The organism is Cytobacillus purgationiresistens (assembly GCF_030813235.1).
Lineage (GTDB): Bacteria > Bacillota > Bacilli > Bacillales > Cytobacillaceae > Cytobacillus > Cytobacillus purgationiresistens.
The window spans coordinates 66,304-82,925 of record NZ_JAUSUB010000005.1 but is presented as its reverse complement, the minus strand read 5'-3'; the positions used below and the strand labels follow the sequence as shown (position 1 = coordinate 82,925).

At 36.8% G+C, this 16,622-nt stretch carries 11 protein-coding genes and 1 pseudogene; 10 read left to right on the top strand and 2 right to left on the bottom strand.

The window, feature by feature from the left end; translation table 11 throughout:
- The first annotated feature begins 44 nt into the window (after positions 1-44).
- Positions 45-323 carry an AAA family ATPase gene (locus J2S17_RS07395; RefSeq protein ID WP_307473393.1) on the top strand — a complete coding sequence of 93 codons (279 nt, stop codon included), beginning with the start codon at positions 45-47 and terminating at the stop codon, positions 321-323.
- Positions 324-1,091: 768 nt separating this feature from the next.
- On the opposite strand, the gene J2S17_RS07390 is transcribed toward J2S17_RS07395, so the two are convergent.
- Positions 1,092-1,646, bottom strand: coding sequence for a GNAT family N-acetyltransferase (locus tag J2S17_RS07390; RefSeq protein WP_307473760.1), 555 nt, complete (start codon positions 1,644-1,646; stop codon positions 1,092-1,094).
- Between the two features lie 160 nt (positions 1,647-1,806).
- Positions 1,807-1,916 (bottom strand): annotated as a pseudogene (locus J2S17_RS28840) (IS1595 family transposase); the annotation flags it as partial.
- Positions 1,917-2,761: 845 nt separating this feature from the next.
- Here J2S17_RS28840 and J2S17_RS07385 point away from each other — a divergent pair.
- From J2S17_RS07385 to paaD, 9 genes are all read left to right on the top strand, one after another.
- Positions 2,762-4,114 (top strand): CoA-disulfide reductase, encoded by a 1,353-nt coding sequence (locus J2S17_RS07385; protein ID WP_307473391.1) that lies wholly within the window; start codon positions 2,762-2,764, stop codon positions 4,112-4,114.
- 796 nt (positions 4,115-4,910) lie between these two features.
- Positions 4,911-7,199 carry an RNA polymerase recycling motor HelD gene (gene helD / locus J2S17_RS07380; protein WP_307473389.1) on the top strand — a complete coding sequence of 763 codons (2,289 nt, stop codon included), beginning with the start codon at positions 4,911-4,913 and terminating at the stop codon, positions 7,197-7,199.
- Between the two features lie 255 nt (positions 7,200-7,454).
- Positions 7,455-8,990, top strand: a complete 1,536-nt coding sequence (locus J2S17_RS07375) for an esterase/lipase family protein (protein ID WP_370874981.1) — start codon at positions 7,455-7,457, stop codon at positions 8,988-8,990.
- Positions 8,991-9,279: 289 nt separating this feature from the next.
- A complete protein-coding gene (locus J2S17_RS07370) occupies positions 9,280-12,693 on the top strand; it encodes an SCO7613 C-terminal domain-containing membrane protein (protein WP_307473386.1) in 3,414 nt (1,137 codons plus the stop codon).
- 66 nt (positions 12,694-12,759) lie between these two features.
- A complete protein-coding gene (locus J2S17_RS07365; protein WP_307473384.1) occupies positions 12,760-13,503 on the top strand; it encodes a glucose 1-dehydrogenase in 744 nt (247 codons plus the stop codon).
- Positions 13,504-13,842: 339 nt separating this feature from the next.
- Positions 13,843-14,739 (top strand): 1,2-phenylacetyl-CoA epoxidase subunit PaaA, encoded by an 897-nt coding sequence (gene paaA, locus J2S17_RS07360; RefSeq protein ID WP_307473758.1) that lies wholly within the window; start codon positions 13,843-13,845, stop codon positions 14,737-14,739.
- Positions 14,740-14,933: 194 nt separating this feature from the next.
- Positions 14,934-15,290, top strand: a complete 357-nt coding sequence (gene paaB, locus J2S17_RS07355) for a 1,2-phenylacetyl-CoA epoxidase subunit PaaB (RefSeq protein ID WP_307473381.1) — start codon at positions 14,934-14,936, stop codon at positions 15,288-15,290.
- A 10-nt stretch (positions 15,291-15,300) separates the two neighbouring features.
- Positions 15,301-16,092 carry a 1,2-phenylacetyl-CoA epoxidase subunit PaaC gene (gene paaC, locus J2S17_RS07350; protein ID WP_307473756.1) on the top strand — a complete coding sequence of 264 codons (792 nt, stop codon included), beginning with the start codon at positions 15,301-15,303 and terminating at the stop codon, positions 16,090-16,092.
- A gap of 18 nt (positions 16,093-16,110) precedes the next feature.
- Positions 16,111-16,593: a 1,2-phenylacetyl-CoA epoxidase subunit PaaD gene (gene paaD, locus J2S17_RS07345; protein ID WP_370874976.1), complete on the top strand. Its 483-nt coding sequence runs from the start codon at positions 16,111-16,113 to the stop codon at positions 16,591-16,593.
- Positions 16,594-16,622: the final 29 nt, after the last annotated feature.

The window sequence follows — 16,622 nt, the reverse complement described above, 5'->3', positions numbered from 1 at the left end:
GCGCTTGGTTGAAACGCACAAACTATTTGATGGCGGTGTTATTAATGGGGAAAATTCATATAATCGGAGCAGTAGGCAGCGGGAAAACAACGTTAGCCAAAAAGTTGTCGGCTTCACTTTCAATACCGATGTTTGAATTAGATTACCTTGTTTGGGAAAGGCATGAAAACGGAGATGTTCGCCGATCCCCTGAGGGGAGAAATGCCAGCTTAGACAACATATTAAAGTTGAATCAATGGATTATAGAAGGGGCGCAGCATCGATGGCTTGAACCAGCCTTTCAACAAGCAGACCATATCATCGTTTTAAATATCCCATATTAAAAAAGAGTACTCAGAATAATAAAAAGATATTTCCTTCAGAAATTAAAGATTGAAAATTCTCATTACAAGTCCACTTTAAAACTGCTAAACAAGATGTTTCAATGGAATAAAGACTACGAAGATTATGAGAGGGATAATATAATTAATATTCTAAAACCGTATAATCATAAAGCACATATGATCTTTACTAATAAAGAGATCGAGGAGATAATCGGGCGAAGACAATAGTGAATAGTTCGGACCCTCATGTCAAATAGTGCTCAACAGAGAATACTCCCCACCCACATGATAATAAGGGCTCCGAAGGTAACGAAAAGATTAAGGATTTTCATTCAAAGAGGAGGAATAAGAATGAGAGAATTAGTTGGGAAGTGTTGTAAATGTAAAAAAGAAATATACTGTTTGGACGGATTTCTAAATGGAGTATTCATATATGAATCTTTGTATTGTTTTACATGTAGCAAATCAATGGATTAACTTTATATACATTTCACCTAATATTCTCTTAGATTTAGGACGAATTTAATTGGATAAGAGTTTAACAATGTTATTTAATGCCCGTTTAAAGGGTAATTCCTACCAATAAGGCACAAATTTTAGTTTATTTATTCGCATGGAGTCTTAAATGATCCTTGTTACTACTGTTAGGATAGGACAAAATTGTTGATTTGCTACACAAAATTAGGTTGTCTTAATAGACAACCCAATTTGAATTTTGATAATCTGTTGAACAATATATAAAGATTACATAATAAAAATACAACCATATTATACTTTTTTCATCGGATTTATAATACCGTAATAAACCATATCTTCAAAAGAATCGTTTTTATAAATATGGTCTTTAAGAGTTCCTTCGTATATCATTCCACATTTTTTCATTATCTTTCCAGATGCCGGATTTGATTTAAAATGACGTGCATACACCCGATGATAATTCTTCTCTTTAAAAACAAATTCTATCATCGCTTTGGCTGCTTCTGTACCATATCCATTTCCCCAATATTCTTCTCCTATCCAGTAAGCAATTTCACCATTTTTGTATTGTTTATGATTTGAAATGGCAATAGCTCCATATAACTGTCCACTATTTTTGTCTGTTATAGCGAGTTCATACATTCGGTCTAATGCAAAGTTTTGCTCATGATTTACAATCCATGAAAGTGCACATTCTAAAGAATAAGGGTATGGTAAAGATAATGTGCTTTTGTATATATTATAATTATTGCACATTATGCTAACATTTTTTGCATCAGATTCTTTAAATAGACGTAGAATTAATCTATCTGATACGATTGTTTTTTCTGTTTTACTATAAATCATTAATTTCACCTCATTTTCACCTTAAATAACATTTATTCGATAGTATATATACTAATTATACAAAATTTCTAGCCGAATTAATAATAATTTTCAAATGATTGCAAATGTTATAACGAGCCTGATCTTTCTTTATTTAAATCATTTATTATTTGTGTCAACATTTAGTTTTAATAACTTCTTTATCATTGTTGAAACTTTGTAGTCGCCTATACCACTCATATAATTCTTTAAAAATTTAATGGATACCCCTATAAATCTATACATCCAAAGACATACCTTTTTCTTCCTAGATATGAGATGGAAATGTAAGATTACTTATACTTTCCTTCAATTCTGGGGATAGTACTTCTTATTGAATAGGGGGGTTTTTTGGTGAAAACAAGTCATGATTATATTAAATTGACTGCAAGTGAATTGTCTTTTTTATATAGGTCGTGCTTGAACGATACTTTGGGGATTTGTGTCATTTCATATTTTTAGAACATACCGAAGACTCAGACGTGAAACCTATTTACGGGATAGAATTAGTACATTCCATATTGAAATGATTACGAAGGTATCCCTGTTCCTGTTGGATTTGCAAAACAAGATGTCAATTAAGCACCGAGGCTTTTTACTGAAGAGTTGATGCTACACTGTATTCGAAATATGGGGGAGTAAACGCCTGCAGTGTATCTCTTCCAAGTTCGGCTCGTCATGATATTCGAAAATTTTATACATCTTGTTTACTGTTTAACTGTTCTACTAATGTGTTGCAGGAAAAAGGATTTAATATTTGAGCCAATATACCCAAAACCCAGCACTTGTTTATCAGCAACGTTTTTTAGGGATTTTTCACAAACCACAGAATATACATCATAAAATTTCCTTAATGGGGTAAAAAACTGGATGAGTAATAACTTGAATGGGTTCAAACAAATATTTGATGCAAAGGAATTAGGTGATGAGAGTAAACTTTTTTGCTTTGAGATGGAACTAGGATTCAGAGCAACGATACACAAAGTTTTTTGGAATTTAACATAAATTTATATATATATATATATATTAATCAACCCTAATAAAGAACAAGCATTACAAGGGTTAAATCTATCTCATTGAATAAGAGGTGTATATTTGTGAAATACGTTATTATCGGTGGTGATGCAGCTGGTATGAGTGCAGCCATGCAAATTGTCAAAAGTGTCAAGGATGCGGAAATTGTCATACTTGAGCAGGGTGATATTTATTCTTACGGACAGTGTGGTCTTCCTTACGTCATTAGCGGAGTAATTCCGTCAACAGACGATCTGATTGCGAGAGATATCAAAACGTTTAGGGACAAATATGGAATGGACGCTAAAACAAATCATCTAGTACAAAGCATAAATCCAGAAACAAAAACAGTTTCCGGTCAACATATACATTCTGGAAAGGCCTTTCATTTACAATATGATAAATTGTTGATTGCAAGTGGAGCGAGTCCGGTTATCCCCAATTGGGAAGGAACCAGCCTTAACGGAGTACATGCCCTTAAAACAATCCCGGATGCGAACGCTATCATCCGCAATCTAAAGGAGGATGTTCAAGATGTAACGATCATAGGTGGTGGTTATATAGGACTTGAGATGGCGGAGGGTTTCAAGTACTTGGGAAAGAATGTGCGACTGATTGAACGCGGTGCATACGTGGGCAAAATATTTGATCAAGATATGACTGAACACATCCATGATGAAGCCAAAAAACATCAAATTGAACTGATTGTTAACGAGAATGTGATCGCCATCAATGGCGCCCTATCTGTTGAGTCGGTAAGAACGGATCAAGGTGAATATAAAGCCGATCTTGTCTTGATTTGTATTGGAATCGAACCGAATACTGCTTTCATTCATGGAACTGGGATCAACACGGGCATCAAAGGAGCCATTCAAACGAATCGCTATATGGAAACGAGTGTGAAGGATATATATGCTGCTGGAGATTGTGCACTTCAATATCATATGGTAAAAGACCGGGATGATTATATTCCGCTTGGGACAACTGCCAATAAACAAGGACGTATTGCGGGGCTCAACATGGCAGGAAAATCACGGATATTTAAAGGTATTACCGGTTCATCCATTGTGAAATTTATGAATTTGACACTTGGCAAAACAGGCTTATCCGAAAAAGAAGCCAAAGCATTAAACATTCCTTATGAAACAGTTAAAGTTGAGGCAAAGGATATCGCAGGTTATTATCCGGGGTCACGGCCAATTTATGTAAAATTAACTTACAGAAGTGACAATCATCGTTTGCTTGGTGGACAAATAATTGGGGAGAAGGGTGTAGATAAACGGATTGATGTATTGGCCACTGCGCTTTATAACCGTATGACGATTCGTGATATTGAGGATCTCGACTTGAGTTATGCGCCACCTTATAATGGAACCTGGGATCCGCTTCAACGAGCAGCCAGACAGGCTATGAGAGGTTTTGACGCAATGAATTAAATACAAGTAAACTTAAGGTCTCCAGTCCTTTCAATTCATTACATCCTGTTTCAAGAAAAACTGTCGGTATTTGGAAGGTTAGTGGTGAGGCGGAAGGTACGATTATTTATGAATGGAAGGGAGTAGCTAGTCTTAGGACCAACAGGCGAATTGATTGAATAATTAAATCCCGATTTCTCAAATAGATCAATGAGAGATTGGGATTTTTAATATCTTAAGGAATTAACTAAATGATAAAAGCTAAATCGAAATGGTCGTCATCGATCGGATGAATGAACTTGTATTGAAAGGCATGGGGAATCACTTAAACTTAAGTGATTGAAAGATTGGAGCTTCAATTCAGGTGCAATAAACATAGTAATATTCAACCCTTCCTCATTGCATGGATGATAACCTCTTTTTCGGGAGACGATATAATCGTCTATATGGAATAGGCATACATGAAATTCTTTTGATATAATGTTTCGAATATCCTTTTGGATAAAGTAGAATTCCTGAACGACTTAGTCCGTCGATGCCTAAAATAAATTGTTCTTCATGTTTTAGTTAAGGAATATGTTATAAAATGGTTGTGAAATATTGATGCATATTTCACTCGTCTAAAATAAAAAAGCATCTCTTAGAAGAGATGCTAATCGTGTAGATGCAGAAATTGCTTGTTAAATATAATAAATCATGCTAATATAAGTATTGGTCTCTGTTTGTTTATTGTGTTAAAATTTTACCCTACTATAACATTAACACAAAAACTACGGAGTGTCAAATAAAAGGCCAAAATTTTTCCGGGAGTGATTGGATGAGCGAAATTCAAAACGAGCAGCTGAGAGTGAATGAAGTAATTAATGAGATTGACAGAAAAACTGCTAGCTATATAAACAAGACAATGCAAGTTGGATCACAGGTCCAAGAGATTAAAAAGGAATTTTGGGATGATGTGACTATGAACCTGGATGAACCGGATGATATCGTTGAAACGTTTACTAGCATCAAACAACAAGCAGAATTGCTCGCCGAAAGAGAAAGACGGAAAGGCCTTTTGGATCGACAATTGCTCACGTTTACTAAATTAAGAAATACGCCTTATTTCGGAAGAATCGATTTTCAAGAAGAAGAGGAATCTGAACTAGAACCAATTTATATTGGCATTGCCTCTTTAATGGATAATGAGGATGAAAACTTTCTAATCTATGATTGGCGCGCACCGATATCAAGTTTATATTATGACTACTCTCCTGGCAGTGCTGAATATCTTACGCCCTCGGGTTTAATACAAGGTGATATGAGATTAAAGCGACAATTTATTATTAAAAATGGTGTGATTGGAGGTATGTTCGATACTGGACTCACAATCGGTGATCAGCTTCTCCAAGAAGTGTTGGGAAATCAAGCAAATACTCAAATGAAGAGTATAGTTGCAACAATTCAGAAAGAGCAAAATGAAATAATACGCAATGAACGCGATAAAATTGTGGTTGTTCAAGGGGTTGCAGGAAGCGGGAAAACGTCCGCTGCACTGCAGAGAGCTGCATTTCTTCTTTATCGATATCGAGAGACACTCCACTCAGATAATATTATGCTCTTTTCACCTAATCCATTGTTCAATAGCTATGTATCAACTGTTTTACCTGAGCTTGGTGAAGAAAACATGGAGCAAACAACCTTTCAACAATATTTAAATAGTCGGTTGGCGGGAGAGTTTGATGTGGAGGATCCGTTTGATCAAATGGAATTTTTGCTTACAACAAAAGATGATCACGCCTTTAACGTTAGAAGAGCAAATATAGAATATAAATCCTCATTGGATTATAAAAAAATGATTGATGATTATTTACTTTCTCTTTCAAATGAAGGGCTTGTTTTTACAGATATTGTTTTTAGAGGAAATGCAATTATCCAAAATAAAGATATATATAAACAGTTTTATTCAATGGATCCATCAATTACCATTCCAAATCGAATTCAACTTATCCAAGAGTGGTTATTAGGTGAGATCAGAAGACATGAGAAATTAGAAAGAAGCAAGCTTTGGGTGGAGAATGAAATAGAGCTGCTTGATAAGGAAGACTTTTTAGAGGTTTACAAAGAAATGCAAAAAAAGAAAGGTGACGATGATAGCTTCGATGATTTTGACCTGGAGAAGCGTTTCCTTTCGAAAAAGGTCGTCAGTCAAAGGTTTAAGCCAATAAAAAGAAAAATAAAAAGATTTCAGTTTATAAATATTAAAGAGATATTTATCAATCTATTTATGAAAGAGCAGCCAAATGAATGCCGTTCTATTATTGCGGAATTCACACTGCAAAATATGATAGAAGGTAAGATGGCATATGAAGATGCCACACCCTATTTATATTTAACGGATCATATCGGAGGGAAAAAGTCGAATACGGCTATTCGGCATATTTTCATCGATGAAGCTCAAGATTATTCATCATTTCAATTTGCTTTTATCCAAGAGCTTTATCCATATAGCAAAATGACTTTATTAGGTGACCTGAATCAAGCGATTTATCTTCATTCTTTATCAAAATTAGCAATTTATGAAAACGAAAATATAAAAAATTATAAGCTAATGAGGAGTTATCGCTCCACAAGGGAAATTGTTGAATTTACAAAAGATTTAATAGCAGATGGAGAAAAGATTGAGTCATTCAATCGCGAAGGTGAAAAACCAAAGGTTGTTGAATGTGCAAATCAGGAAACTTTTATTCAATCCATGCTGCATGAAATAATAGATGCTCAGACCCAAGGGAATCAAACGATCGCAATCATATGCAAAACGGCTGAAGAGAGCAGGGAAGCTTATAATGAGCTTAATCAGCAAATACAAGATCTTAAGCTCATCGAAAAAAATGCGCTTTCTTACGAATCAGGTGTATTAATTATCCCTTCTTACTTAGCTAAGGGGATTGAATTTGATGCAGTAATCATCTATGATTCCTCAGGGTATGAGAAAGAGTACGAGCGAAAGCTCTTCTATACAGCATGTACTCGACCGATGCATCGCTTGACTATTTTTTCTAAAGGAGAACTAAGTCCTTTTATTAAATCTATATCCCCAACGTCATATACAAGTTTAAAAAGGTAATCTGTCCTAACCTATCCTCCTTAGTTCGAAAAATGTTATGTAGACTTTTGAACTAAGGGGGATTTTCTTTGTGTCAAAAATAACAGGCTATTGTACTTATGTTTTCTGTCTTTTTATAGCTGTTTAGATGTGTTTTATAATATGAGGAAGGATTTTCCTTTTGTAAGCATAAGAAATAAGAGTGAAATGTAAACGTTTTCTAAATAGGAGGAGATCTATTTGAAGAAAATCGTATCGATTATTTCTATTCTTACCATGCTTTTGTTGGTTGTTTCTCCGGTCGTAGCATCTACGAATTTCGAACCAACTGGGAAACTTAAACCGCCAGGAGAGACCTTTACTCCTGGTGAATGGTTTCTTGGAAGTACCCCACCTAATTATGACCCTAATAAACCTCCCATCGTTTTTGTCCAAGGAAAAAATGGCAGCTCTACAAGTTGGTATGGCGAAACAGAATATCACGGTGTCAATGATATGTACACAAAAGCGTATGAGGCAGGCTATCAAACAGTCTTTGTTCAGCTTTATGACGCCGCTGGTAACGGATCAGAAACCCAGTATGCAAATGGTGAGTTATTAGCCACACTACTCGCTGATATCAACAGTCATTTTGGAGGGAAAAAGGTAAATATCATTGCACATAGCAAAGGTGGCCCTGATACACAAGCAGCGCTCGTCCATTATGGTGCACATCAGTATGTCGGAAGAGTGTTCACCCTCGGCTCTCCGCATCATGGCTCGCATTTAGCTGATTTGGCCTATAGCTGGTGGGCTGGATGGCTCGGGTCTTTGCTGGGACAAAATGATGACGGTACCTACTCATTGCAAGTCGGTGAAATGGCTCACTTCCGTTCTGTCACCGACAATCATTCTAGTGCACGCAAAAATAAATACTATACAGTAGCTGGAACAAACAAAGGCCCGACACTATCTGCTTTATGGATGGGCGGACAATACTTGTCATTTCAAGGTGTAAATGATGGCCTTGTCAATGATTGGAGTACAAAATTACCATATGGGGCGCATTTGTTCACAGACGCAAGCCTCGATCATGACCGTATCCGCATGGGTTCCGCTGTGTTTTCAAGAATTGAACCACATCTTCGTACGTCCTCAATAACGGGCGTAACAACAAGCAATAGCGATTCTGTAGTAAAAAATGAAATGATTTCAACAGAGGATTCCTATTATGTTCATGGCGGCCCTTTAGGACAAAATAAGTGGGTGGAAGAAAGTTTTTACGTGGGTAAAGATTCACTTGGTCAGGTAAGTGTATTAACTGCTTCACCAAATACTAAGGTTGAACTTATTTCACCCTCGGGAAAAACGTTCAAAAGTAATTTTGTGATTTCTGGTGAAGAAACTTCATTCTTTAATAGCGCAGCCATTCATACCTTCAAAGATGTTAAAACAGAACAAGGAGAATGGAAAATCGGTATGCTGACACCTGAGCAGCAGGACGCTTATCTTTTAACTGTTCAATTCGAAGATAAAGCACCAATTAAAATGGATATGGCTGGAATGGTATCCGGGAATACTGCTGTGTTCACATTGTCGGTTCCTGTATTGAAAAACTTATCCTTTAGTGTCCAAATGAAGGATGAAAACGGAAAAATATATTCATCGCCTGTATCTATTCAGAATCTAAATCAAACAAATTACATTGGTCAGTTACCAAATGTTTCTCAATCTGGAGTTTATAACGTGACTATTGATATCAAGGGGGGGGATGATAAGGGGCAGACATATAATCGTACAATCGTTCGCTCTGTATATATTGAGAAGAAATAATTGGGCTATTGAAAGAGCATGAGAGTTAAGTAGTGAGGAATAAATCTAATTAAAAAGAACAAATAAAACCACCGAAGAAAAAAAGCGATTCTATATTTGCGAGCAGGGGTGTCACAAGTGGAAATTCCATTAGTGACACCTTATTTTTTGGTTTGTTTAAATGATAGCCGCAAGCCTCAACCGTATAAACAGATGGTATTATTATGCAAATGCTATTGATTTTTAGTTTATTGTAGTGTAATATTACACTTATAGTATTGATTTATATATTATGATTGAGGTGAAACAGATGTCATTCAATAAATCCCAGGAAATATTTCATAAAGAGCTTTCAGCGCTAAAGGAAGGCGATTATATTTCGAGAGATCATTACGAAACAACGTTAAAGGCATATGATCGTTATATGGATGATCAGAAGGTAAAGGAAGTGGAACGAGCGATAATAGCAAGTCAGGTTGTTAAAGATCAACCAAAAAAAGAACGAACAAAAAAGCATTCTGAATGGATGGAGGCCATGCCAAAGAAGAAGCTTTCTCCTGAAGAGCTGCGTGAAAGAAATATTTCCTGGCTTTTAAACTTAGGTGTGATTATGCTTCTGATTGGCGGAATTTATATTGCCACCAGTAATTGGTCTTCTATGTCAAACATCATGAAAAGTGGCTCCATCGCACTGATTTCAGGTCTGTTTTATGCAATCGCTATGTTCGCTCATTTGATTCTGAAAATTAAGAAAACTTCGGTTGCGTTTTTCGTTCTAGGCAGCTTGTTTTTACCTATTTTTATCCTCTCCATTGCGTGGTTTAAACTGATGGGACCGTATTTTTCTTTTTATGGGGAAGGGCGTTATATTTTGGGAGCGGCTGGCAGCCTGGTACTTGTTCCAATATATTATCTTTTTGCAAACAAATTAAATTCTAGATTATTTACTTGGATTACATATATAACTTTAACTTTCTTTGCAGGATACTTTCTTGCAATATTTAAAGTAGAACACGATAGCTTTTACCTGGGGATGACTATTTTTAGTATTTTGCTGGTTGCTTTTTATCATAGAGTGAAAAAAAGCATGAACTTCACTCTTTTTATAAAAGAGCTAAAATACTTTGTTCCAATCCAGCTGACTCTTACAACTGTCTTGATGCTCGTATTTTTCGATAGTCCTATCCTTAATAGTATAAATTTATTAGTCGCGGCATTTGTATTTCTAGCGCTTGTTTATGTTACTGATAAAAAGGAGTTTCATTTTGCCTTCACACTACTCATTGTCTATGGTGCCTATCAATTAATACAACATTCTTTCATGCAGTCGATTGGTCCGATTATGTATGTAATAGTGGGGATTGGCTTTTTAGCGGTACCGCAAATGATGAAGGAAGAAGCATATTGGGTTAAGGTGTTTCGGATGACGAGTGCAGCAGTTTCATGCTTGGCATTTATCTATATCAGTCTGATGAATTTACTGCCAACTGTAACTGTGCCATCTTATTCTCTTTTATGCGCTTTCCTACTTGTTGCAGGTCAATTTTTCTATCTGACTTATAAGATGAAATCGCAGTTATTTGCTTATTTCACACCTATATTTCTAGCGTTTTTTCTTTATGAGATCATTTTAATTATTGACCAGTTCTTTAGGTTTACTGATCTTTATCTGCCAATCTTTATGATTGGATTGGTGATTCATCTTGTATTCGGCTTTTCGTTAAAGCAGCAAATCTTTCATTCAATTGTGAGCAGCTCAAGAGATGTAGGACTCGTGATTATGCTGTTAACAATATCGACTTCATTAAGCTTTTTTGAGCATTTTCAGTCTGGTGTGATGTTTCTCATGTTATCAGGTATATTTGTAGCGCTTTATCTGGTTGACAAACGACGCTTCTATAAGAAAAGCGCACCATGGCTGATTCCGCTTTTTCTTGGATTGGCATTTTTAATGGTCGGAGAAGAGATGAACGCAAATTGGTTATTCTACAATGAAAATCTTGGTTTAACAATAAGCATAATGATGGGAAGTGCTGTTCTTTTATTATTTTATTATATTTGTAGAAAATATGCGTTTTTGGACATTAGTAAACAGGTTTTCTTTGTAGCTCAAGGTTTTTACTCTCTTGCAGTGATTACATCCTTGCTTTTATCTGTTCATTTAGCTGTTAGGCCGCTTACGTTTATTATGGGTTCGATTGTATATGCAGGTCTATACTCTATGACAAAAAGAAAATGGATTCCTTATCTATCTGCCGCTGTTTTCTTACTTGGCTATTTATTCACTTTAAATGCGTTTCATGTGCAGCTGCTGATACCTGAATACTTTACAAAGATTATGTATCCATTAGGATCTTTCTTACTTTTTATCGTAGCTTATTCCTTCTTTAATAAAGATGAAGCGTTCTCCAAAAGCTATGCAATTGCAGGTCACTTATTTCTTCCGATTGCCCTTTTGATTACTTTATTGAATGAAGGAAATCTCTCACTATTTAGCTTTATATGCGCAATCTTTGTTTATTGGCTGTCAGCTAAGTATGTAAAGGCAGAGATATATATTAAGCTGTTTGTATATGGTTCATTCTTATCAGGTTTTATGTTTTTCGCAACTATAATAGATTACTTCTTTTACGGTAATTACAATCATTATGCGTTTTTAATTATCAGTATTCTGGTATTCGTTAATTGGTGTTATGGCGGAGAAATTGAGAAGAACCGGAATGCGCTCTTTCTCATTCCATGGTCGCTCGCAGGTGTGATAGCTTTTCTCTACCAATATCCATTTAGATTATTGGAATGGATTCCTACTTTAGGTTATGCACTTGGTTTAACTGTTTTTCTTCATTGGAGAAATAAAATAATACTAGGTGCCATACCATTATTGCTGATTCTATTCTCTACCCATTATTATCTTTTTGCCAATTGGGTATCCGCTGAAATATCCTATCTATTCATTGTCCTAATGGCTGCCAGCTTAGCGGTTGCGGGATCATTTTTATTAAAATCTTTATATGGTTTTGACAATAAGAGATTCTCTTTAGATATTTACACAGTTTTTTCATTTTTATTTTTACTTTCTTTGTATGCTTATCAAACAGATGATATGTGGAGCAAGATTGTCCCTGGGAGTCTAATTACATTATTATTCTGGCTGCAGCGGAAGAGAGTGAAAAGTAATGTAGTTTGGATTCCATCCATTAGTGCAGGCATCTACCTTCTCCAACCGTATTATGCATGGATATATGAAATGAATATACCAAATTTGATGGAGCGAGAAGCCTATATGCTTCCTTTAGTAGGCGTTATTCTCTTTAGTCGTTTTATTTTACAAGGTAAGTTTAAGACGAATCTTACGTATTTGGAATGGGGTGTGCTCTCCATTGTATCTCTTTCATTCATACAGGATGCATTAGCTAGCAATACAGTCTATGATGCGCTGATACTAGGCACATTAACATTAGTATCAATGCTAGCTGGAGTATATTATCGCTTGAAATCTTACTTTTTTGTCGGGGCAGTGGTGCTATTATTAAACGTGCTCTTGCAGGCAAGACCATATTGGGGAAATCTGCCGTGGTGGACTTATTTGCTAATTGGCGGGTCCATACTTATTGCAGTTGCAAGCTATTATGAATGGAATAAACAAAAATCAGCGAAAGGGGAAGAGTCTCCACTTGTAAAAATTAAGAAGCAGATGAAAACTAAATTTAAAGAGTGGCAATAAGTTTGCGCATCACTCAGTCTTCATTTTACAATGAAAAGAAAAAAGACTGATTAAGGAGTTAGATAGATGGATTTCATAAATCAAACGGTCATTATCACTGGAGCAGGGAATGGAATAGGAAAAAGGGTAGCGGAAGCTTATGCCAATGCAGGCGCGAATGTTGTTGCGGCAGATGTAAACATTGAAGCTGTGGAAAAGTTGGCTAAATCTCTTTCCAGCCAATCTATCATCGCAATAGAAGCGGATGTGAGGAAAGAAGCGGACGTCAATTCGTTAATGAAAAAAGCATATCAAACATTCGGGCGAATCGATATTCTGATTAATAATGCTGGCGTTTCCAAATGGAAATCATTATTTGAATTAACGATTGAAGAATGGGATGATATCATCAATACAAACCTTCGAAGTGTTTTCCTTGCTTCACGTGAAGCAGCTAAGTATATGAAAGAGAATGAGCATGGCGGATCTATTGTGAATCTCGCTTCAACTAGAGCGATGATGTCTGAACGAGATACAGAAGCTTATGCTGCTTCAAAAGGCGGTATAACTGCATTAACACATGCGCTTGCCATTTCATTATCAGAAGAGCAAATAACTGTGAATGCCATCTCACCTGGCTGGATTGCAACAAGCGGATACGAGGAGCTGCGGAAGAAAGATCATGCCCAGCACCCATCTAATCGTGTGGGGACGCCAGCTGATATTGCAAGAGCTTGTTTTTACCTTACTAATCAGATGAATGATTTTGTTACTGGAATCAATTTAGTCGTTGATGGAGGAATGACAAGAAAAATGATATATGAAGAATAATGATAATGAATGAGGGCTGTCCAATGAGTCGGAGAAACTGACTGATCAGACAGCCCTCTTCTTTATGCCAATTGAAAAAGTAATATCGAGTTTATTGTTTGGGTTGGGTTATTCGAAAGTATTTTATCGGTTTAAAAATTAAATTTTCTGAAAATTGGTTGACTTTTGTAGGTTTTGGAGTTATCTTATTGTTAAATATATGACACATAATGTTTGTTGCGACAAAATAACGTTATACAAAATCATGTTTTAAAAAGTGAGTAATTTTGGGAGGTGAAGATATTGACGGAAACGGTGTTTAATCAGCAATTAACAGAGGAAGACAATTTTAATCTGTTTATGTTGAGGATTGAAGCTGGAGAAAAAATCGAAGCGGATGATTGGATGCCTGATGACTATAGGCAAACCTTGATTAAATTAATTTCTATGCATGGAATTAGTGAAATAATGGGAGCGCTTCCAGAGAAGGAGTGGGTGCCAAAAGCTCCAACTATCAAAAGAAAACTTGGCATCATGGCTAAGGTTCAAGATGAAATGGGTCATGGTCAACTCTTGCTTCGTGTAACTGAAGATTTGATGAAGCCTCTTGGCAAGTCGCGTGAGCACATTATGCAGGATTTATTTAGCGGCAGGCTTAAATTTCATAATGTATTTCATATGGAAGCTCCTACTTGGGGGGATGCAGGATTAATTGGCTGGTTAGTTGACGGTGCAGCTATCATCTCCCAAACAAATATGCTGAATGCATCCTATGGCCCTTATGCAAGAGCTTTAAAAAGGATTTGTGCAGAGGAAGTTTTTCATGCGCAGCATGGAGAGGCCATTATTATGGCTTTGACTGAAGGGACTGAGCAGCAAAAAGATATGGTTCAAGATGCGGTAAACAGGTGGTGGGAAGCGCTTCTGATGTTTTTTGGACCAGCAGATGCCTCAACTACCGGTACTTCAAAGCAGGATACAACGATTAAGTATAGGATTAGGTCAAAAACGAATGAAGAACTGCGGCAAGAGTTTTTCTCAAAATATATTCCCAGAGTGCTATCTCTAGGTCTGACAGTTCCAGATGAAACGATGCGCTTTGATAAAGATCAGGGCATTTGGATTTATCAGCAGCCTGATTGGAATAAATTTAAGGAAATCATCCGAAATAAAGGACCTAAATCGCAGGAGCGATTGCAGCTTCGCATTCATTCTTATGAAGAAAGTGAATGGGTGCGTAGGGCGCTAAGTAAATAAGGAAGCGCAAGCGCCTTGGGAATCTCCGTCCAAACGCAAAAGGGCTTGTTCTTTCGATAACCCGATAAGCGTGAGCGAACCGTGTTGTTAACTTATCGCAGGGAGCTTACCCTGAGTTTGATCGGGGTTGGAGCTAAACATTTTTTAATTGAAAAATTCTCTTGTGATTAAGAACGAAGGAGGGAGGAAAGCGTTTGAGTTCTGAAGGATTTTATCAGGAATTTGAAGTATTTAGCAAAAGAACGGATACAACCCCATTGCAATATCAATTCTCTCTGCTCGCACCCAATCATGAGATTGCAATAGTAATGGCTCAGGAGAATTTTATGCGACGTGAACCAGTAGCGGATATATGGGTTGTAAAACGGTCAGATATCAGGAAGCTGAGCAGAGATGAAAAGCACTCGCTTCCAAGGCTGGACAACAAGGATTATCGGAATGCAAAGGGCTATGGATACTTAAGAAAAAAATGGCGCAAATACGAACAGGATATGCTTGATGAAAAAGAAATTTTATCATGGGGAGGGACGGAGAATATTGAAAAAGAATGATCAGTCCCAAATGGATTCCATGGAGCGAAAGGTATTAATTGAACTGTTATATCAACTTGCCGATGATGATTTTATCCTTGCCTATAGAGGATCTGAATGGCTCGGTCTGGCACCCCATATTGAGGAGGATGTGGCTTTTTCCTCGATTAATCAGGATATGATGGGCCATGCTGCGATGTTTTATCAGTTGCTCGAAGATTTGGGGGAAGGGCATGTGGACATCCTTGCGCATGGCCGAAGTTCCAAGGATCGCAAGAACGCCGTTTTATTGGAGTTGGTCAACGGACCGGGCCACTATTTAGAAAAACCTAAATTTGACTGGGCTTTTACCGTTGTCAGACATTATTTTTACACACAGTTTAAAAAAATCCGTATGGAATCCTTAAAAAATTCATCCTATCAGCCGCTGGCGGATGTAGCAGTTAAGGTCAACATGGAAATTTATTATCATCTTTTGCATTGGAAGACCTGGTTTATGCAATTAATTGATGCAAATGATGAAGCTAGAAACAGAATGGAAACAGCGGTCCAGCAAGTATTTGATGAGTTTGCAGATGTTTTAAGTTATGGGCCAAATGGCAGGGAAATAGCTGAAGCAGGCTTCATTGACAAGGAAGAGATAATAACTCAAATGTGGAAACATCAATTATTAACTGTCTTTGAATCTGTTAATCTTTCAATCCCGATTAAGATTAAAACGAAGAGCGGCAAAGGCCGTGAAGGTTTCCATACTGATGATTTGGCTGTAGCGCTGTCCATACTTTCTGAAGTATATCACATTGATCCGGCAGCGAATTGGTAATGAAAAGGATGGATGTGCATGAATAAAAATCTTGTGCTGCATGCGCTGCATGAAGTAAAAGACCCTGAAATCGATGCTATATCAATCGTTGATCTCGGAATGGTTGAAGCGATTAGAGGTGATGATAGTAAATTGGTGGTCGAGCTGTTACCAACTTTTATGGGATGTCCAGCCTTGGATATTATTAGAAAAAATGTGGAAGAAAAACTGGATCGCTTAAAAGTGTTCAATCACATAGAAGTTCGCTTTATCAATGATCCACCTTGGACGTCGGATCGGGTTTCCGATCTCGGCAGGGAACAGCTTAAAAGCTTTGGCATTGCACCTCCGCCAAAGAAGATTAATGAGACTGGCGGCTGGGAAGTAGGATGTCCATACTGCGATTCTTTATATACTACTATGGAAAATCTATTCGGACCGACAGCGTGCAGAAGCATTCTTTACTGCAAATCATGCAAAAACCCGTTCGAAGCAATGAAACCGCTTTCAACGATGATGTAAATAAAATGAGTATATACCCAAAAAAACGA